General features: G+C 47.5%; 4 protein-coding genes and 1 pseudogene. 1 reads left to right on the top strand and 4 read right to left on the bottom strand.

The features are described 5' to 3' along the window. Nucleotides 1-78 precede the first annotated feature (78 nt). Nucleotides 79-210, top strand: a pseudogene (locus tag Q4519_RS11775) (transposase domain-containing protein); the annotation flags it as partial. Between the two features lie 73 nt (nucleotides 211-283). On the opposite strand, the gene Q4519_RS11770 reads toward Q4519_RS11775, so the two are convergent. From Q4519_RS11770 to Q4519_RS11755, 4 genes are all read right to left on the bottom strand, one after another. Next, nucleotides 284-1,249, bottom strand: a complete 966-nt coding sequence (locus Q4519_RS11770) for an acyltransferase domain-containing protein (RefSeq protein WP_303512436.1) — start codon at nucleotides 1,247-1,249, stop codon at nucleotides 284-286. An 8-nt stretch (nucleotides 1,250-1,257) separates the two neighbouring features. Then, on the bottom strand, nucleotides 1,258-2,535 hold the full coding sequence (gene fabD, locus Q4519_RS11765; RefSeq protein ID WP_303512434.1) for an ACP S-malonyltransferase: 1,278 nt from the start codon (nucleotides 2,533-2,535) through the stop codon (nucleotides 1,258-1,260). Between the two features lie 97 nt (nucleotides 2,536-2,632). Further along, on the bottom strand, nucleotides 2,633-6,040 hold the full coding sequence (locus Q4519_RS11760; RefSeq protein ID WP_303512432.1) for a hypothetical protein: 3,408 nt from the start codon (nucleotides 6,038-6,040) through the stop codon (nucleotides 2,633-2,635). 255 nt (nucleotides 6,041-6,295) lie between these two features. Then, complete coding sequence (locus Q4519_RS11755) at nucleotides 6,296-22,381, bottom strand: non-ribosomal peptide synthetase (RefSeq protein WP_303512430.1); 16,086 nt, start codon at nucleotides 22,379-22,381, stop codon at nucleotides 6,296-6,298. Between the last annotated feature and the right edge of the window lie 87 nt (nucleotides 22,382-22,468).

The raw sequence follows: 22,468 nt of genomic DNA, 5'->3' as shown, positions 1-22,468 counted from the left end.
TCAGCCAATGGTGATCTGTCACCAGTGGAGTTTGAAAATTCTCAACTAAAGGTGTCCAGTTTTGGTTGACCAGAACAGCTTTACAGCATCGTTGAAACCGCGAAAGCCAACGGACTCATCCTCTATGACTACATGGTCAAGTGTATGCAGGAGTTAGCGAAAGCGGAGCCAGATATCGATGCGCTCCTGCCTTGGAACTTCAAACATTAGCAACATCAGCCCGTGGGATCATGGGGCGTTTACGCTGTTTTTTGTACTTCTCCGAAGCGATACAAAGAATCCGTTATTTAATCAAGGTGGGTCTCTGTTTACTTTCCAGATAGGTGAGCAATTGAATATCTTTGCCAAATTGGTTCATCGCCTCAAATCTTTTTGAGAAAGAATCTTGTCCCAACAGATAATAAATAAATGTAGAAAGTGTTCCAGATGGCCCAACGTCAATATATATATGACTCCCCCGCTTCTCGATCTGAGAGATCGTTTCGACAAAATCAACCGGCTCCCGAATTACCCGCCAAAAATGCTCCACTGAATACTCTTTTATTATCGCTGATTCGACACAAGAATATATGGGATATTTCGGGCTCCTCAAATCCAGTGATCCGCATAGGGCTTTGCACTTCTCCGACACGCTCTCAAGAACGGATGAGTGAAACCCGTGATTTACAGCAAGCTTATGAGTCAATACATTTTTAGCCTCCAAAAAGCTTTGCAAGGCTATGACATCATCCAGTAAACCACTTACTACAAAATGGTTATCGAAATTTCTTCCAGAAACTGCACAGCACCTAAATGCATCAGGATATCTATAAACTATATTTTCGTTTTCTATAATGGCAAGCATAGCCCCTGCAGGGCTGCCTTCTTCCAAAATCTTAGCTACATCAACGGCCAGAGTTAGCCCTTCCTCCAAAGTCAAAGATTCAGAAACAACCGCCGCTGTCATCTCACCCATGCTGTAACCCAGAAGATAATCAGGCTCAATCTTCTTTTCGATGAGTATTCTTGCTAAGCAATATTCGATTGATAATAAAGCCGGATTAGAATACAGAATGCGCTCAAAGGGATCCCCTTTGCCGTTTCGATAATAAATAATATCGATCAAAGATTCTCCGATTAAGTCTTCCACAATTTGGGAGCAGTGATTCATCCATAAGTGGAACCTGGAATTATTCTCGTAAAGCTCCCTCCCCATTTGAAAGTACTGAGAACCCTGCCCTGAAAACATAAAAACGATAGGCTGACCCATAGTAATTCCTAAACTGGTGTTAACTCGTCCAAATCAAAATAGCCTTTGTACCCATCCATGTACACTGCTGCTCTATGACCAAACAAAACAACGGCCTCTGTGCGGGTTTTCAACTCACCGTAATCAGCAACAGATGACTTAACTAGTGACCCAATAGGCAGGGCACTATTCCAGTTTTTGACTTTTTCCCGGGCTGTCTCGCCGTGAGGTATATAGATCGGTTTGCGTTCTGCCTGCTGCGCTACCTTAGTTTGAACATTAGAACTCGAGCCACTATCTAATTCCCGGAACGTTTCATTATGGGTATTGGTGATTGTTCCATTACTCAAGTCCTGGACTACATCATGGTGAGAGCCTGGGGTGGAGCTATCACGCAACCCCTGTGTTAACTCTGGAGTCACAGGATCTCGATTCAGAGAAACTTGACTAGCATAGTCTTTCTCCAGGTGCCTCACCATTTTGGTTAAGACCTGACCGTTGCCTACTTCCTCAAAAGACATTCGGTTGTCATCGGATGACTGGTCCATTAGATAAAAAATACTCTCGTACCAACGAACGCCGCTTGAAAGTTGACTGGATAAATTTTCTATAAGTCGGCCTGGTTCGTAAGGTCGCGCTGTAACATTTGAAATTACCTGGACGTGGGGATCGCTAAAAGAAAAATTTTCCAAATAGATTTTAAACTCTTCCTGAGCTGGTTTCATAAACCTTGAATGAAAAGCGCCGCTTGTATTGAGTGGATAATACAGGGTATCACCTTCCTGAAAAAACTCCTGAGCCTTACCTATTTCCTCAGCATCACCAGAAATTACGATTTGTGATAGCGTATTGTAATTTGCCAAATCGATCTTCGACAAACCATTTTCTTTCAAAATACGTTCAATGTCTTCCTTTGAAGTATTTAGGATGGCGGCCATAGCACCTTTTTCCGCCTTACTCATAATTTCGCCGCGTTTTTTTACCAACTTCAACCCTGTTTCAAAGTCAAAACATCCCGCAGCCAATAGTGCATTGTACTCGCCAAGGCTATGCCCTGCGAGGTAATCCGCCTTTTCACCTGAATCTTTTGACTTTTTATAATAGGAAAGAGCATTAACGACATATAGTGCTGGTTGTGTGAATTCAGTCTTGTTTAATTTTCCGCCCGGATTATTACGGCATATATCCTTTATGGAATACCCCAATATTTTGTCAGCCTTATCTATCAGCTCCGGAAACACATCGAATAATTCAGCTCCCATACCTTTGCTCTGGGCCCCTTGACCAGGAAATATAATAGTTTTCATAAAAACCCTAATAATTAAATAATTTATATATCTTTTTAAACAAGCGTTTCCCTGTTAAGAAAACGCTAGCGAACACCCTTAAAAACCGTCTTACAGGTTAAATTGAACCGCTAAGTTCATAACTTTCTGGGCTTGCGGTTCCAGGTGGAGTTGCTGATGTAAAAATTTGCCCAAAATCCTCTTCGCCAATCTGCTCTTTTATAACAGCCAGGCATTCCTTGATATGGGAGGCTTGCCGTTGATCGTTTGCCTGTGATGCTCTGACCCAGAGTTTCGAATAATATGGAAGCGCTAGTTTGTATTCTCCAGTCTCATAAAATATCTCTGACTGCACCCCCTGGATTAGCTCAGCAATATTTTTTGCACCCTCACTCCGTTTCATTAAATCCAATGTTTTTTGTGCGGATTGATAGTCTTTTCTGGCTATTCGTGATAGTACAATTTCAAATAAAACTTGCGACTTATAACCTGGAGGCGAACCATCATAGGAAACCTCGTGAATTAGCTTTTCTTCGCAGGCGATCGCATCTTCTGGTTGATTCAGCTTGATATAGCTAACGGACATTGACTTCAGGAGTTTTATAGCACTAAGCCAGACTTCTTTTTCTAAAAATACAGGGCACACACTTTCGCCTAATACGATCAACTGCTTCCAATTTTTCGTTTTTAGATAAAACGCTTCAAGAAAAAAGCAAGCTTTAGAAAATAGCGCGGCACTTTCTTGATCATCGAATGAATTTTTATTCACCCAAGCTTGAACTTGCACCACTTTGTTGCACACATTAGAGAAACCTTGCTCTAACCCGACAGCATCCAATGCCTGAGAGGTCAATCCAGTTGTCGCTAGTGTTAACCATGCCAACCTGGCTACAACAGAATTTTGCGGGTCGTCCAAATCAAACTCTGTGCGATTTGATAAGTCTAATGACCATACTGCGCTTTCACCACCAATCTTTGCTTGAGTTAAAATCTGATCAAATACGTTTTTCACGCTGATGAATCCCTTATAATCTTGTGATTCCCATAAGCGCTCAAAGTGCTCTATCCATGCTCTTCGATTACTGATGATATACTGAAACAATTGTTGGTCTTGCTGCCTTAACAAATGGGAAGAAAGGCGAGCCAAGCCTTCACAAACCAGCTGACTAAATGTCAGCTTAACTTCATCACTAACCAATACCTTAGATAAAGGATCTTCCTTTGAAATCGAATCACTTATTTTCGAAATAAAATAAGGATCTACGGCATGCCCGTTAATAGTCGCTTGGATATATCCTTGTGTATGCCACAATTTTATATGATCGGAAATACTGACTTTCAAATCCAGAGGGCTATATACAGGCTGAATTTTTTGTATGGCCTCTTTTAACCTGTCACCGAAATGCGTATTACCGTCTCCCTCCCATGCAACCATAATCATCTCTATTAGCAGATTATTGGTTTGACTTGCCAGTAACAATATGATCTTCCAGAAGTCATGGGTTTGAGACCACTGCCAACGATAGAACTGCAGCACAAGGGATGTTTGATCATTTTGCATCACATTTTTTGTGACGAGTTCGTTCAATTCGTTTGGAGAATGAGACGTTAACAGAGCGACTAGGTTCTTAATTAAAAGTGGATTGCCAGCAGTTTTGTCCAGCACTGTATAGAAATCACTTATCCAGTTTTCGTCTTCCGGATCAGCTTCAATATTACGATTTTCGAGTACTCGCAAAGCCAATATGCATCTTTCCCTGGCTGTGAGAGGTTTAATTGTAATGGGCTGTTCCATAACCTGGGGGACTAATTCTCTGATACACCCAATGACGATATGCCCTTGAGACAGAAGTTCGTCAACAAGAGGTTTCAGGTCATCGAGGGTTGATGCCACCAGGCCGTCTAAGACAAAGCAACACCGCTGATTTTCTAAAGCACCCAACACAGATCCACTATCTGTTTGTAGAACAGGGGCTATCATCTCCTTGATATCAGAGATGGAGAGTGAATCACGCTCAAAATCGAAACGAAATCCAAAGTTAATTAGCTTTTTACTCGCAAGATAGAAACTCAATGTATGTGACAATTGAGTTTTTCCGGCACCGGAGTCACCAAGCAAGGTAATTATCTTTTGCGATGCTAAGTGGCTGTGGAGTTTGATTGATGCCAGTGCACTAAGCAATCCATGGTCACTGATATTTTGGAACTGCGGCGGTAACATAGCTGCCTGAAAGCCGAATAGCTTCTCTCGAGATATCTGTATGACCTGAGATTCTTCCGGGCTTAGGCAAGCCTGGGGCTCTTTAAAAAATGTAACGTTTTGATAACCATAATGAACAAGCAGGGGCCACTTCTGGAAAGGCAACTTTCTTATGTTGGTGAATGTAGTTTCAGTTCGAGACTGTAATGACTTCCTGGCTTCTACAACAGCTCTGTTTAAAGGGTGACCACCAGCAATCTGTTGATATAGTGATTTAAAGCAATCGAAACTCTGCCATACAGGCGTCTTATGACTGAGACCTACCACGTTACCTAAACCTGCTTTCCCGGCGATTCCCGCAACAACGGCTAAACCATTGGAATGAGATACAGCCACTTCTTTATTAATGTACTCTCGGGCATCAAGGGTGAATAAAGCAGTCTTAGCTTCAACCAATAGCTTAGTAAAAGCTGAGACTGACAGCTTTTCATTGCCACCTGTTTGCGAGTGAGATACTAAAAACGCTTGCTCTCCTTCCAAAAGAACTGGCCCATCAAAATGCACTATATGAACAGGATTGCCAGTATCTTTTAATCGGTTAACTACATACTCCCAACATTCTATCGGCCAAACTTCTATATCAATCGCCCCTTCCGTATTGACATGGTCCAGCGCTAAATTAAATGCGCAGCTTTCTTCATCACCAATACCATCGGCGTTAGTTTCTTTGCCAGTATTATCTATATCACGCGACACAAGATAAAGAATATTTAAAGGCGCATGTTTTTTTTCCTGCTCTGACCTGGACGAACTTTTGTCAAGAATTTGTGATATCTGTTTCGATACCGGTGGCGTAACATTCAGGCCAAATTCGATTTCTGGTAATGATTGCTTATCTCTGGTGCAAAATGTTCGGCTAAACTCACTGACAACGGTAGATAAAATATATTTTGAATCTGGCAGGATAAGAGTTTCCCATAGCTCAGAGAAGAAATCATGATTTTGAGATTCAATCCGAACATCAAGATTTTCGTAACCAGAATCTTCGATGCATTCTTTAAGTCTGATAAGCTCATGATCTTCGCCGATGATTGCATCCCCGAAATATTGGGACTGAGTAATCAACCTACCATTGACACTTTTATCACCATTAATATCAGCGCTTCCAATCGCATAATCAGAAAAATACCAATCTAACTGTGTCAGAAAATTTCGGCTAAAAGGAGATTCAAACTCCACAACTTCGTAAGATTCACATTTTTTTCTTGATGTAAACTCAATATTAATTCCTTTGGAATCCCCTTTGTCAATTATTCTCAACAACATTTAGCCTTGCTCCGGATCTGATACCTATTAGTCTGAATAATATTATTTAGTACTTAATGTTTGTCAACCGCCTAGTATCTTAGCCGTTTGATATATTTGCTTTTTATATTAAAAATCGGGATGTATTCTCTAAAATATCAATCGAGAAAGAACTACTAACTGTAATCAATAAGACACTACGTTAGCAGCTCTTTAAACACTGGCTAATATCGCTTTAACCAGCGACCTATTTACAAGTGTTTATGTTGGTGCTCCTCAATTTAATACAACTTCACCAGGTTGCTCTGTTACTCCCAGCCCTAGCTGTGACAGTTTTTTATCTGGATGTGCGAGGATCTGTTGTAATAACACTCCAAAATCTTCAACCATTTGTTCTATGGTTTCTTTCCTGAACAGATCTTTGCTGTATTCCATATACCCCATTAAGCCATTCGGCATTTCCCGTAAGACGAGATCCAGATCAAATTTGGCCACTTTATTATCAAACTCCACCGGGGCAGCAGACAATGAAGAGTCAAAACTATCTGGTAATGGCATGTTAAGAAGATTGAAAGTCACCTGACATAACGGATTAAACGCCAGACTTCGTTGTGGGCATAGCTTATCGACCACACTTCTATAAGGAACATCCTTATGCGCTAATGCGTCAAGAGTTGTATGCTTAACCTCAGACAACAGATCTATAAACTGCGGGTCATCTCCTATATTGGCGCGCAGAACAATGATATTCACGAAATAACCAATCAGCGGCTCCAACTCTGCTTTAGGTCTGTTGGATACGGGTGATCCGATTGGAATATCCTTCTGATCGCTATAGCGACTTAGTAAAACAAAATAGGCTGACAACAATGTCATATACAAAGTCACGCCCTGTTGCTGACTAAAAGTGCTCAGCGCATCGAGTATGTCTGGTGAAATACTCACTGTCACTTGGGAGCCTTCGTAACTTTTTACTGGTGGTCTTTCATTATCGGTAGCTAAATGCAGCAGCGGAGGCAGTCCTGCAAGTTGCTTTTCCCAATAGCTCAGTTGCACATTCAGCGCCTCATCATCAATCGTCTTGCACTGCCAATGCGCAAAATCAGCATACTGGACCTCCAATGGAGGCAACTGCGCTGGCAGCCCCATGCGGAACACCTGGTATAGAGTTCTCAGCTCGGTGAAGAATACTCCCAGTGACCAACCGTCAAAAATGCCCCATGGACGGGTAAGAATAAGTACACGCTCATCATCTGACAACTTCAGTAAACGAATGCGTATCATCAGCTCGTCAAGCTGATCAAATCGCTTATCCTTTTCAGTTTGACATAGCTCTTGCAGGTTAACTTCTCCGGAAAGCGCTTCTTCAGTCAGAGCAAAATCGCCTAATGGATGAACGACTTGCTGCAAGCCTTCACCGGATTCGACAAAACGAGTACGCAGTATTTCATGTCGTTCTAAGATTACCTTAAAGCTTTTAATCAGAATGCCAGAATCAAGCTCACCGGTTAATCTGAAAACCACTTGCACATTGTCATAACTACGGCCCAGATGCGCATTCAGAAACCACAAATCCTGCTGTTGATGAGATAAAGGCAATATCTCTGCCTGTCGATCGACGGGCACCAAATCGTGAGAGCCAGTTTCAGGTAAGTCCCGCAATAGCGCCGATGCCATTTCTGCAACTGTCGGCCCATCAAAAACCGCACGCAACGACAATTCTTTTCCGAGACGTTGTTTGACCTGACCGACAAAGCCAGTGGCTAATAAAGAATGACCGCCCAAAATGAAAAAGTTATCGTGAATTCCTACCCTGTCGATAGAAAGTACTTCTTGAACTAATTGGCAAAGTACCTCTTCGATATCGTTTCGGGGTGCAACATACTCTTCTTTTTGCAAACTGCCTTCATCTGGTACAGGCAGTGCTTTTTTATCCACTTTACCATTGTTAGTTAACGGTAATGTTTCAAGTTGTATGTATACAGAAGGCACCATATTTTCGGGTAATCGATATTGCAGATGATCACGCAATATTTGCTGATAACCGGTTCCTTGCCACGGACCATACTCATCCCTGGATACGACATAAGCTACCAGAACTTTATTGTCTGATTTGCCCTTTTGCACCATGACAACACAGGCGCTTAGATCTGGGTGTTGCAGCAATTGCTCTTCAATTTCCCCAAGCTCAACCCTGACACCACGTATTTTTATCTGATCATCCGCACGCCCCATAAATTCGATATTGCCATCGGGCAACCAACGAGCCAAATCACCTGTTCTATATAAGCGGTCGCTGTTATCTTCACTGAATGGAGATTGAATAAATCTCTCTGTGGTCAAAGGACGATTGTTCAGGTAACCCCGGGCCACGCCAGCACCACCGACATACAACTCACCAGTAACTCCCACAGGAACTAATGACCGCTCATCATTGAGAATATAGCAACGGGCATTATTTATTGGTTTACCAATATGCACTCGCTCATCATGAGAGTGGAGCTGCCCGGCGGTAGCGCACACAGTCGTTTCTGTTGGGCCGTAAGCATTGATTAAGCATCTCCCCGACATCCACTCCTTCGCAGTTTGCGAAGCAATCTGCTCACCAGCGACAGTCAATACTGAAATCGAACGGAGTTTCTCCCGATCGAGCTGTTCCAGAAGAACCGGAGGCAAAGTCGCGTGGGTTACTTTATTCACCTCAATGCACTCGCACAGCTGACGCACATCCTGCTGCTGAGCCTTAGTGATCAGCAGTAAAGCAGCGCCCTGTGTCAATACGATACCGATTTCTGAGGCCGCAGCATCAAAGCTGAACGAGGCAAACTGTAGCCCAAGACTGTCGGGATCAATTTGGAAGATTTTCGCTTGCGCCAGCGATAAATTAACCCAGCCCTTATGCTCAATTTTTACCCCTTTGGGCCTGCCCGTGGAGCCAGAGGTATAAATGACATAGGACAGGTTACCTGAGGTTAATCCTATGGTCTGTTTGGCTATGTTGTCCACGCTCTGATTAGATACCAGTTGTGAATTGCCCAAAGAGTCAGTATCCGCATCCAGATAAATCGCATCTATTTCATTGTTTGAAAACAAATGCCCCAGAGACGTTTGGCTCAAAATGAGCGAAACTTTGGAGTCTTTCAACATATATTCAATGCGATCCGCCGGATAAGCAGAATCAATGGGCACATAGGCGCCGCCAGCTTTGATGATGCCGAGTAGTCCGATCACCATTTCAAGTGATCTCTCTACACACAAACCAACGAGAGAATCGGGCTTGACTCCCTGTGACACTAAATAGTGTGCAACCTGATTCGCCCTGGCGTTCAATTCTGAATAGGTGATAGCTTGCTGTTCAAATCGGACTGCGATCTGATCAGGTCGCTTAGCCACCTGAGCTTCGAACAGTTCGTGAAGACACTTATCCTCAAGGTAAGGCTCAGAAGTATCGTTCCACTCCAGCAATAACTTTTGTCGCTCGACATCAGGCAGAATAGAGAGCTCTGATACAGGCGTATCCGGCTCCCTGCCTATGGTTTCAACTATGCCCTCGAGGGCCGTTTCCAAATAGCCAATCAACCGCTCGGAAGACACACTTTTGTCCACCTGTGCGGTGAGTAAAAAGCCCTCGCCAAAGTCATCTACAGAAACACTGAATGGATAGTTGCTTCGCTCGTAAACATCCACGAGGTGCACTCCCAACTCATTCTGCTCGTCGTTGTTTTCGGTAGGCTGAGAATGGCGGAAGTTGATGACGGCACTGAATAACGCCAAATCACCACTCAAGCCACTACAATTTTGCGCAAGTGTTAACGGCGCCTGCTCATGGACAATTAAATCGAGTAACGAGCTGTCGGTCTCTGCCACCAACTGGCGAATGCTTTTCCCCTCCAGCATGATTCTCATAGGCAGGGTGTTGATAAACAGACCCAAAGTGCGCTCGGCCCCCTCAGCCCCTTGCAAGCGACCGGATAATACAGTGCCGAACACCACATCCTGGCGACCACTACAGGAAGCGACAACAAGTGCCCAGGCCGCATGGAATAATGTCGCCGGATTAAGATTCATCTGTCTGGCTGTGCTACGAATGGTGCGAGCCAGAGTTGATGAAAGCGGTTTCCGCAGCTCTTCTATATCAGCGCCATCACCTCGTACATCAAGCAGATCAAACGGTGCAGTTGGCTCCGTGACATCTGCCAGATACTTTCTGAAAAACGCTTCCGCATTGCTTTGCTGGGATTGTTGCAGGGCCAGACCAACAAAATTGCGGTACGGAACCGGTGTAGTTAACTCCTCCGATTTCCCCGCAAGATACGCACTCACTTCCTGCAATATAATTTCCCACCCAATGTGATCAAAAATAATGTGATGCAGGTTGAACACCATAATCCACGCTTTTGATTCCGGGTTTTGACCGACTCTCACCCGCAGTAACGGTGCTCTGTCGAGTGCCATCGATTGCGTTTCGGTGCACAATGTTTCCAGTTGTTCGTTGACATCAAGGTTCGAATCCAACAGCAAGGGGTCAACGGGTAACTCGACCTGGCGATTAACCACCTGAATAGCCTTAGAAGTTTCGGTGGTCACTACTGCCGTACGCAAAACATCGTGGCGCTGTATCACCCAGCGAAGGCCATCAAGAAATGCGTTTAGATGACTTTCATTGTCAACCGAGAACACTGAGGTCAATACATAGGGATCATTGTCCACATCTAATAAGTGGTGGAACCATACGCCTTCCTGCAAGGGTCCAAGCGGATAGATATCCTGTATGTTTTTATGTCCACCAAATTTTGAAGCAATGCTTTCAAGTTCAGTCTCAGTCAAATCGACCAACGTCACCATCTCCGGTGTAACCTGTTCACAGCCAGATGGTATGCCATTTTCAGGCACTGCATTTGATGTCTCTTCGCAGGAAACCGTGATTATTTTTGCCAGAGCTTCAATAGTGGGCTCTCTGAAAATATTTTTGACTGACAGATGGAAACCAAGTTCACGCAGACGCGAAATCATTGTCACGACCAATAACGAATGACCACCTAAGGAGAAAAAGTTCGCGGCAACGCTTATTTCGTCTTCACCAAATGGCAAGAGCTCCGTCCAGACCGATACAAGCATCTGTTCCATTTCAGTGGCAGGCGCAACGTATGTGCCATTTGCAAGAATTGCATAGGATGACTCGTCCGGTGCAGGTAATGCCCGGTAGTCAACTTTGCCATTACCAGTCAAAGGCAGCTCATCAAGCATGGTATAAAAAACAGGCACCATATAAGCGGGCAAAGACTGCTGAAGATGAGCGACAAGTTCACCAAAGAATTCTGCGCTTTGTTGAGAACTTCCGTCACAGTCTTTCTGGGACTCAGCAACCACATAGGCCACCAACTGCATGTCACCTAGGCTAAGCTCTCGTACTACGACCACACAGGCGTCTACGGCGGCATGCTCTGTTAACCGCGATTCAATTTCTCCCAGCTCAATACGGAAACCCCGCAGTTTTACCTGATTATCGCTACGGGCGAGATACTCCAGGCTGCCATCGGGCAACCAGCGACCTATATCACCTGTTTTATAAATGAGATCCCCAAGATTCGCGCCATAAGGGTCGCGAACAAACTTTTCCGCCGTCAGATCTGGTCTGTTGAGATAGCCCCGCGCCAGCTGTACGCCACCGATATAGATTTCACCGGCTACGCCGATGGGCTGCACCCGCATGTCATCACCCAACACATAAATATGGGTATTGGCATTGGGTTTACCAATTGGGATTTTGGTCGGCGAGGTATGTCTGTGAAGTGTTGCACAGATCGAATTTTCGGTTGGACCATAACCATTATAGAAGGTGACCTGCTCATACCATTTATTAGCCAGCTCCAGAGTGCATAGCTCCCCACCTGAGATCACACACTGTAACCCTAGCACAGCCTCTGGATTGATCGTTTGCAGTACGGAGGGGGTCATCATGATATGAGTAACAGCATTTTCGTTTATCACGCTTTCCAACGTATCAGCAAATGAGTTTCGATCTTTTACGACACACACAGCCGCACCGCGAATAAGACTCATGCCAATTACCCAGGGCCCTATATCAAACGCAATGGAGGCGTTCTGCATAAATACGCTTTCCGATTGCAGCTGAAATTCTTCGCTATTGTCCTGAACAGCATTGCAAAACCCTAAGTGTTCAATCATGACTCCTTTTGGCTTACCCGTCGAGCCAGAGGTATAGATCACATAGGCCAAATGGTTCGCATTAAGTGAAACCGCTTCCTTAGGAAGATTCTGCCCTGATTGCCGTGAAAGCACATCTACTCCCCCGTTGCTGTCGCTCTCACTATCCAGGTACACGCATATCCGCTGTTCGCCATAAAATTGTTCCTTCAAATGCGAGTGAGCTAATACAATGCTCACGTCAGAGTCCGCCAACATATACTCGATTCGCTCGCTCGGATATTCAAGATCTATAGGTAAAAAGGCGCCTCCTGCCTTTAAGATACCGAGCATCCCTATCACCATGTCCAGTGAGCGCTCCGTACACAAACCCACCAGCGTATCTGGCTTAACACCCTGCTGGTTTAAATAATGTGCTAAACGATTGGCCCTGGCGTTCAACTCTGCGTAGGTCATCTGCCGCCCCTCACAGATTAATGCCGTGTGGTTAGGCGTTTTTTCAACCTGGCTTTCAAACAGTTCGTGAAAACACACATCCTTAGCGTAGGGCTTAACGACACCAGCCCACTCCACCATCACGCGCTTGCGCTCTTGCGCTGACATCATGTCGTAAGCGCCGAGGTTTAACCCGCCATCAGAGATTACCGCCTCTGTAAGCATGGTGTAATGTTCCATTAACAGAGCAATATCGTCGCGTTCAAAACGCTCCGGGTCGTATTTTAAATAGCAAACAAAGCCATCGGAATCCTCGAATATTTCCAGTGAGAGTTTATATTCCCCTTCCTGGATGATGTCTTCCATCATATCCAGGGATCGGCTCTGCGCCCTATTTCCTTCCTGCTCGCTACGTGAAAGCTGCAGCATGTTTCTGTTTTGAAAAGTAAATGCAACCTGGAACACGGGTGAAGCATCTATACCGTTGAGTGTATCAAGGTCTTTCACCATCTGCGGGAAAGGATAGGCCCCATGATCAAGCCCGTCGGCCATAATAAGTTTGAGCTCAGCCAAATAATCTGCAAATGATGTGTCGTCCTCGATGTGGCTGCGAATGGGCAGCATGTTGACGAAATAACCAACCGCCTCATCAAAAGCCAGGCCGGGGCGACCCATCGCAGGCATACCAACGATAATATCTCGTTCCCCGCTGTAACGTTGCAGCAGCATCTTATAGACGGCAAGAAAGAAAATAGCGGGTTGTGCTTTATTATTCAGACAGAAATCATTTACTTTCGAGCCGAGTGAAGAAGGCATGGAAAAGGCATAGCTCTCTCCGGTCATGGCCGTTTCGGCAATACTTGTATGTTCGATGTCGAGTTCTAATACCGGCAGGTCTCCACCCAACTGCTCTTTCCAATAATTTTGGTACTTCTGTCCCTGCTGATTTGCCAGCATGTCTTTTTCCCAATGCACAAAGTCGGCGAAAGGATTTGAAGGCGTGATACTGTTAAGATCTCCGCCATTTACCAGGGTCTCATAGGCAGAAAATAATGTGCACAAAAATATTGGCGTCGAGGCACCGTCAAACACTATGTGATGCACAACAATCATAACAACGACTTCACCCGGCGCTGTCAGATAGAGTTTAAATCGCACCAGCGCATCGCCCGACAAATCGAAAGGTGCTTTTGCGGCTTCCTTCAGGAGTGGCAAATACTCTTCTTTAGATAAATTTGATACATCATGATACTCAAAACTCGAAGATGGATTGGCACTGTATTCCATCATTGGGGTACCGCTGTCCTCGGTAACCTGGGCTCCCAACAGTGGATGCACTTTCACCACATAATCGCATGCTTTTTGGAACCGTTCGATATCAATGTGCTCACTGATTCTAAAGCACAACGGCAGATTGTAAGCTGAAGAAGATGGATCAGCTTTGCTGAGCATCCACAGCCCTTTTTGCCCCTCAGAAAGTGGGTGGCGAGCATGTACAAACAATGGGTCTTCAGATCCAGTGGATGGCTGCTCTGTCAGGTTTTCGCTCTCACTATTTTCGGCTGCCTTGCCCTGCAAAAATTGCGCAAGTGAAGCAACTGTGGTGTGGTCAAGCATCTCTCTGTGCAGGACGATTACATCAAAATCCTTTTCCAGCTGCCGCATTAACCTGAGCCCAATGATTGAATCGACCCCATAGTTTTGAAGCTCCCGATTAACCACTATTTGCTCAGGGGCGATATCCAGTACGTCGCCAAAAAACGTTTTCAGATAATCTTCAAAATCGTTACTCTCTACTTCCACATTTGCCGAAGTGGTGATGCCTTGCTCGGATTCGCTGTCTTGGCAGAAGCGTTTTGTTAGTTGCGTATTGTCCATTTCAAGCCAGTAGCTTTTGTGCTCAAAAGGATAGGTTGGCAACGGGATGATTCTTCCCTTGTGTTGTTCGTGCAGACTGCTCCAAGGGACCTTGCCCCCTTGTACCCAGAAGGCAGCCAGTTTGGCTAAATCACCATCGCTGATTAACATGTGAATGAACGATTCACCACTTGGCCCGGACAGGAGATCAAGCAACGAAGAGTTATCATCCTCCACATTACCGCTATAACATGGCACATCTCCCTGATTCCCTTTCTCGAGTCCCTCGATCAACCCGGCTACTGAACTGGCGACCAGCGCCAGACGTGCGGGCATCGGCTCGCGACCAAGCTGTAATGTGTAGGCCAGATCCGAAAAGGAAATCTCCGGATAACGCTTTAAGTGTGCCAATAGTCTTTTGATTACTTCATTTAATCGTTCAACGTTGCTCGCCGACAATGGAATTATTTGCGGATGAGCAGGCGCTGAAGGCCATGGTTTTTCCTGCACAGGGGGCTCTTCTACCACCATGCTTACATAGGTTCCGCCTGCACCGACAGTATTAATCAGCGCTCTCCGCGGATTATCATCGGACTGCCATTCCTTAAGCTCTCGACATAATACGAAGGGAGAGTTTTCAAAGTTCAGGTTTGGATTGAGCTGGTCAGTTTTTACCAGCGGTGTTAATTGCCTTTGCTGTAATTGCATAACCACCTTGGTTAACTGAGCAATTCCCGAAGCGGCCTCCGGATGGCCAAGATTTGATTTAACAGAACCCAGTGCGACGGTCCCTTTCGCATGCTGATCGCCTTTAAATACTTTTTCTAAGGCACTGACCTCAATAGCATCGCCCAGGGCTGAGCCATTTGCCGCAACCTCGACATAACTGATACTCGCCTTACTGACTTTCGCGCGCTCTATACATTGTTCAATCACTTTTGCCTGTGCATTGACCGCAGGCGCCATAAAGTAGTTGGTTCGCCCACTGTGCAATGTGGCGCTGCCTCGGATCACGGCCCTGATATCGTCACCATCTTCGATAGCGCTTTCGAGAGGTTTTAGCAATACCGCACCGACACCTTCGGTCGGAATAAAGCCATCACCATCATTAAAGCTGCGGCTGTTAGCATCACTGCCAAGCATCTGAACCAACCCAAGAGTGAGATATTTACTGGGGTGAAGGATAAGATTGACCCCACCCGCAATAGCAAGCAGACATTCGCCACGCTGAATATCCTGGCATGCCAGATGTATCGCCAGGGCAGAAGATGAACACATGGAGTCCACCACCATGCTTGGCCCTTCCAGGTCGAAGAAATGTGAAATGCGGTTTGCCATGGCGTTATAGGAGGTGGAAGTCGCCGCCAGTCCTGGCAAGTCACTATCTTCGGTTTGGTACATTTGGTGAGTAGCGCCGACATAGACACCCACCCGATGTTGATATTTTTGCTTTATCCGCTCGCGGGTTAAGCCGTTGTCTTCCAATAAGACGCTAACACCTTCTAAAAACAGCCGTTGCTGCGGATGCATGTTTTTGGCTTCGCGAGGAGAGATATTGAAGAACAAGGGGTCGAACTGATCGACACCATCAATAAATCCACCCCACTTGCTGTAACTGGTTCCCTGACGATTTTTGTCGGGATCAAAATAAACGCTGTGATCCCAACGCTCAGCAGGGATTTCTGTCACACAGTCCTTACCGGCACGTAAGTTATCCCAAAACTCCGTTAAGTCACCCGCCTGCGGATATCGCCCGTTGATACCAATGATGGCAACAGCACCCGGCTCCATCGACTCCCGACCCAGACCAGAAACAGGAGCAGGACGACGACGCAGCGCACGCCCTGGCCTGGCTGTCGGCTCCTGAGCCACCGGCAAGCCCCTAGTATTCTCGGTCGTTTTCGCTTTAGCCTTAACGACGGCTGCGCCTGCACCAAGTACCTGGTGCAACCGCTCAGGGTACTGTTCAATAAAGTATTCACTCAGCGCTCGCACTGTCTGCACTTCAAAAAACAGTGTCTTCGCCAGGGGACCAAAGGCCTTTTCCAGATGGCTGGTTAGCTGCATCGCCATCACCGAGTCCATGCCGTACAGCTCCATGGATGCATCTTCATCCAGTCGCGACAGTGGCAGCTTTAACGCCGATGACAGTTGCGCTTTAAAGTACGCAAGGGCTTTTTCCTGCAAGTCGCCACCTTTCAACTCAGAGGCAATCAACTCACCTTGCTGCTCTTCAGCTTCTGTCTCAGGCTCCGCCAGACCTGCCTGCATTAATAACAGACGGACAATCGCTTCCTTCTCGCCCGCCGACACCAGTACCTGTTCCGCTGTGCTCTCGATACACGCTTTAAACGCGTTAATCCCTGCTTCCCGGCCCAAAGGTGCTAATCCTAACTGACGTAAATTCTCCAGCACTGACGGGGTGACTTGCATGCCTCCGTCCGACCACAATGGCCAGTCAATGGCGAGGGTTTTACCCTGCCGCTCACCGCGCCCAACCCGGCGGTTACGACAGGCCGCAAACGCGTCCAAAAACCCGTTGGCCGCCGCGTAGTCAGTCTGACCTGCATTGCCCAGAACCCCGGCAAGAGAGCCAAAACAGACAAAATATTCCAAAGCAAGATGCTGACTCGCCCGGTCCAGATTCACCGCGCCCGATACTTTAGGCGCAAACACCCGGTCCAGCTCCGCTGCCGTTTTCTTCAGTACAAAGTTATCTTCGAGAACGCCTGCACTGTGAATAATTCCCGTCAGTGTGCCGTAACCTTGCTCAATGTGTGCGATAAGGCCGCGGACCGCGCCCGCATCCCCGATGTCCACCGACTGATAATCGACGTTGACCGTTCCCAGGGCCGCCAGCCTCTGCGCCACGTCATCATCGAGAGAAGGACGACGACCGACGAGCACCACCGTTGCTCCCGTGGTATGCGCAGCAATCGCTTCGGCGAAAATCAGTCCCAGGCCGCCAGCGCCACCTGTGATGAGATACACGCCGCCATCACGCCATGGCGCCGGTGTCTGAGCCGCCGCTTCATCGGCTTCCCGCCACACCCTGATCTGGCGTTCACCGTCCACGTAGCGCACTTCCTGTGTCTGGCTGTTCGCCGCATTCTGCTGTATCCAGGCCGCCAGCGTTTCGGCGTCTACCCTGTCAGCCACCTGCAAGCATTGAGTCTGCAGCATGGGGGTTTCCTGGCTCGCCGACTTCAGCAAGCCTGACAGGCCTTCCAGGTAATGGCTGGTTTCGTCGTCCGTCTGCTGGATCACCAACTGCACCAGCACCGGCCCTGTTGGCCGCGCTTCCAGCCGCGCACGCACTGCATTGAACAGCTGCAAAGCGCTTTCCCGATAATGGGTGTCCTGAGTGTGAGAGGTCGGATTGACCACCCCCAGAACATCACAGTGCACTGACTTCGGCAATGCACGCACTAATGCCCCTTGCTCCCCTGCGCTAACCGCGCCGGCCAATAAGACATAGTGCTCGCCTGCTGCGACCTCTTTAGCGCCTTTTGCCAGCTCTGCCGCTTCCCACACCGGACTCAGACATGTCACCCTTTGTTCTGCCGATCCACGACTGAAGTTTCGGGAACTGAAACCTTTCAACGCCACGCATACATTGCCCTGATCATCACACACGGTGACATCGAGTTTTTGAACGGCATCACCAGGCTTACTGCCGGCGCTGTAAGCTACTCTGGCGTACGCCACAGCAGGAATACGCCCCTGCATCTGCAGGGTTCCCAGGCTAAAGGGCAACAACAGCTCTTCCGATGCCTTTGCATCATCAGCCATCGCCAGGCCCAGGGAGGCCTGTAAGGCACTGTCTAACAATGCCGGGTGCAGTCCATAGGCTTCATGGGTTCCTGTCAGCTCCGCCGACAATTGCAGCTCTGCCAGCACTTCCGGGACGCCGCCTTCAGTGATGGCGACTCGCAGACCTGTGATGCCGCGGTGGCCTGAGCCATATTCCAAACCGGCATCCTCAAAGGCCTCATAAATCTTTTCCGGCGCCAGGGTTTTACTGTTCATGCCGCCCCATGCCGACAGCTCCAGCGCTGGCAATGCTTCAACAGCGTTCAAACGCGCCTTGCCCTGGCTGTAAACAGTTTCTTCTCCGCTGTCGTCCAGGCTGTAAATCTCGTATTCCAGCGCCTGCTCGCTTTCAGGCAGCACGCGTATGTGCAGCGCTAATGCCTCATCGGTCATGACCGCAGGACGCAACCACACCACGTCGCTCAGCTGCACAGCCATCGCTTCCGATTCATCCAAACCGAAAGCCCTCGCAATGGCTTCGCGCGCCATTTCCAGATGGGCCGCCCCCGGCAGTGTTTTGACGCCCTGAAGACGGTGGTCCCGCAGGAAAAATTCACTGCCGGTAAAGGTCGCACTGAAATCGGTATCGAATACCGTAGAGGTATTGTCATGCACCAGAGGGTGCAGCCTGGACTTCGTCTCAGGGGTTAAGCTGGCGCGCTCAAGCCAGTAGCGTTCGCGAGCAAAAGGATAAGTCGGCAAACTGACGCGTCGAGGGTGGGCATCGCCATACAACTTCTCCCAGTCGACAGACATACCCTGAACCCAAAATGACAATAGTTTGTCGGCTTTACCACGCTCTAACCATTTGGCCATCGTTTCCTGCAGCTCTTCATCCCCTTTGAGTATGGACAAAGCCTGCTTGTTGTTTGTCGAACCTCGGCGCCAGCCTTCAACGGCATTTGGATCTTCCACATATTGCCTGAGCCTGGCCACCAGCGCAGAAAGACTGTCTACTGTGGTTCCCATTCGCTCTTCCATTGCCTCCCGGCCAACTTGCAGGGTGTAAGCAATATCGCCTAACGCCAGCGAATCACCAGACTGAGCTTCCAGGTAGCGCAGCAAATGCTTAGCCTGGTCGAACAACTGTGTCTCCTGACGAGCAGACAACACAATCACCACCGATTCGGGAGCACTGGCTTCTGCCTGCGGAGTTTCTTCCACATACTCCTCAATAATCACGTGGGCGTTGGCGCCACCCGCGCCAAAACTGGAAACACCAGCGATCCGAGGCAATACCTGTTCGCGTCCGTCGATGGTCCGAGTGGGCTGCGGCCAGGGAGCCAACGTTCGCTGCACCTGAAACGGCGTATTGTCGAAATCAATCCCCGGGTTAAGGGTGTCGGCGTGTAAACTCGGTACTAGCTGCCTGTGTTTCATTTGAAGGAGAACCTTGGTGACTGCCGCGACGCCGGCTGCACTTTCAAGGTGGCCTATATTGGATTTTACTGAGCCGATGGCACAAGGCTGTGCCAGGGTGTCGGCTGACCCTGCGCGTTCAAACGCTTTACTCAGTCCGGCGATCTCGATCGGGTCTCCCAGAGCAGTACCCGTACCATGCGCTTCGACATAGCTCAGCGCTTTAGGATCCACCTGGGCTTCCTTCAGCGCTTCAACGATCACTTCACCCTGAGCGCCGGGGTTGGGCACCGAGTAACCCTGAGTTTTTCCCCCTGCATTAATCGCACTGCCTTTAATCACACCATAAATATGATCGTTAGATTGGCGAGCGCTTTCTAAAGGTTTGAGCATAAGGGCACCCACGCCTTCACCTGAGACAAAGCCATCGGCATCGGCGCCGAAGGCTTTACATTGTGCACCCGCTGTCAGCATGGACATGGAAGAGAGGCCCATATGGTGTGTGGGTCTTGCAATCAAATTCACGCCACCAACGATGACACAATCACATTCGCCGCGTTTCAGGCTGCCAAGAGCAAGGTGGATGGCCGTCAATGAGGAAGAACAAGCCGAGTCCACTGCTAAGCTGGGTCCGCGAAAGTTCAGGCTGTATGAGACTCGATTGGCTACTGACCAATAGCTGGTTAACTCATTGTAGGTACTGTTCATCACCCCGACATAGACACCTACTTTGTAAGTATCAGCAAGTGTGGACGGGCAGTAACCCGCATCTTCAATTGCCCCGTAGGCGGTTTCCAAAAACACACGCTCTTGGGGATCCATACGCTCAGCTTCGTTGGGAGATATATGGAAAAACAAAGGATCAAATTTATCCGCATCCTCAATAAATCCTCCCCAGCGGGTGTAACTTTTGCCCCACTCTTTTTCCTCGCTGTAATACGCGCGCCAATCCCAACGCTCTTTAGGAATTTCCCCTATGCAATTGTTACCCGCTATCAGGTTTTCCCAGTAGGACTCCAATGTGGGCGCTTGAGGGTATCGTCCTGCCATACCTACTATCGCCACAGAGCTTTCTGGCAAAACCGCAGTAACATTCGCAGGGGAGATACTTTGTCGCGGTTCGGCCTTAACAGGCTTCTGAACTAGATTTTTATTTCTCCCGGAAACAGGCGTTTTTATTTTTTTACCTGAATTTTCTGCTGCCGCGTGTTCGATGTTGGAATTTTCGGTACTGGCTTGTTCGCCAAAGTAGTTTCGTAAGTGTTCAGCCTGAGTTGCTACAAAATGCCCGGTTAATGCCGCAATGCTCGGATGCTCAAAAAAAACCGGATTGGTCACATTCAGTAGCACTTCCTTCAAGCTGTTGGTCAGCTGCACCACCATGATAGAGTCAACACCATAGTCCGCCAGCGGGCGTTCATCATCAATTTCCGAAACTGGCATATTGAGAGCAGCACTGACTCTCTCCTTAATCAGAAATGTGGTTTTATCCTTTAAGGTGTCGGTTGAATGCGATTCTGCCCGCCTGGCTTGTTGCCGTTGAGGAGCCGGAGATTCCGCAACGACTGGCCTTGTCCTGGGGTTGTTTAAGGGTTTGCTTAAGACTGTGTCTGGACGCTTTTGCAAAGCACGCTGAATAATCCCATCACTGTGGGCAATAACAACCTGCTGGTCACACTCTCCCTCAATATCTACTGGTATGCGAATTCGATCAAAGCCTTCGTCCGCCAATGCCGCTTTCCATTGAGAGACTGACAGAAACGGACATCCCTGCAGGCGTGACTCAGTATCATTCGCCAGCCACCAACCATCTGTCAGGCCAAAGGTCAGATGACTGAACAGAGAACTGGCAACCATTTCGTTAATCAGTACTACTCCATTACGCTTCATGGCTGATTTAACATTGCGCAGTGTTTTGCGAATATCTTTAGTCGCGTGCAACACGTTAGTTGCAATGACGATGTCGTAGCTGCCTATCGCGAAGGATTGCGACTCAAGGTCCTCCTCAATATTGAGGAGTTTACAGTCAAGACAGGGGTTTTCCTTTTTAAAGCGTGAATTGGCGTGGAGTAGAAATGCTTTAGAAATATCACTGTAGGTGTAAATTCCAACCTGCTCCGCATATGATTTTAACGCTGCGAACACCGCCTGACTGGTGCCGCCTGTGCCAGCCCCCACTTCCAGAATGCGTAGCTTTTGGAAATTATTCGCAGCTTTTCTCGCTTCGAGTATGGTTGCGACGGCCTGTGCGACCACGTTATTAAAGTAATCTGCCTGAGGGTTGTTTTTGTACATTCCCTCTACTTTTTCCATCGATTCATTGGGGAACAGTATATCCGTCACGGGAATGCGACCCCGAAGAATGTCAGGTAAGACGGCTAACGTTGATTCCACCAATTCGATCTGAGGTAACAAATCTGACCGGCTATCTTTAAACGCTTTCCAACGGTCCCATAAAGCAGTGGATGCATCGGTGGTCTTTGGGTAACCCGCCACGCGTAAATATCTGGCCGCTTCATCCAGCCAAAGATGAAACTTCGAGTCTATGATCTCACTGATTACCCAATCTTGTTCGGTTAAGTCAAAACCCACCGACTGCAATTGCACCCAAAGTATCTCTAACTGAAGTAGCGTGAAGGCCGTTTCTTTGTCAAATTGAGGTTGCACAAGTCCGCTTATACGTTTTGCCAGCGGGCTTTGCGCACTATAACTTACATCTGTATTTCTCATTCAATAAAACCTTTTCTGTCGAACTTAAATGGCAGAACGTTAACGTCACTTTGTGATCTCTGCCATTTTAGTCCCAATATTCTATGT

The organism is Motilimonas sp. 1_MG-2023, assembly GCF_030547455.1.
Taxonomy (GTDB): Bacteria; Pseudomonadota; Gammaproteobacteria; order Enterobacterales; family CBDFNC01; genus Motilimonas.
This window is presented reverse-complemented; position numbering and strand designations above follow the sequence as displayed.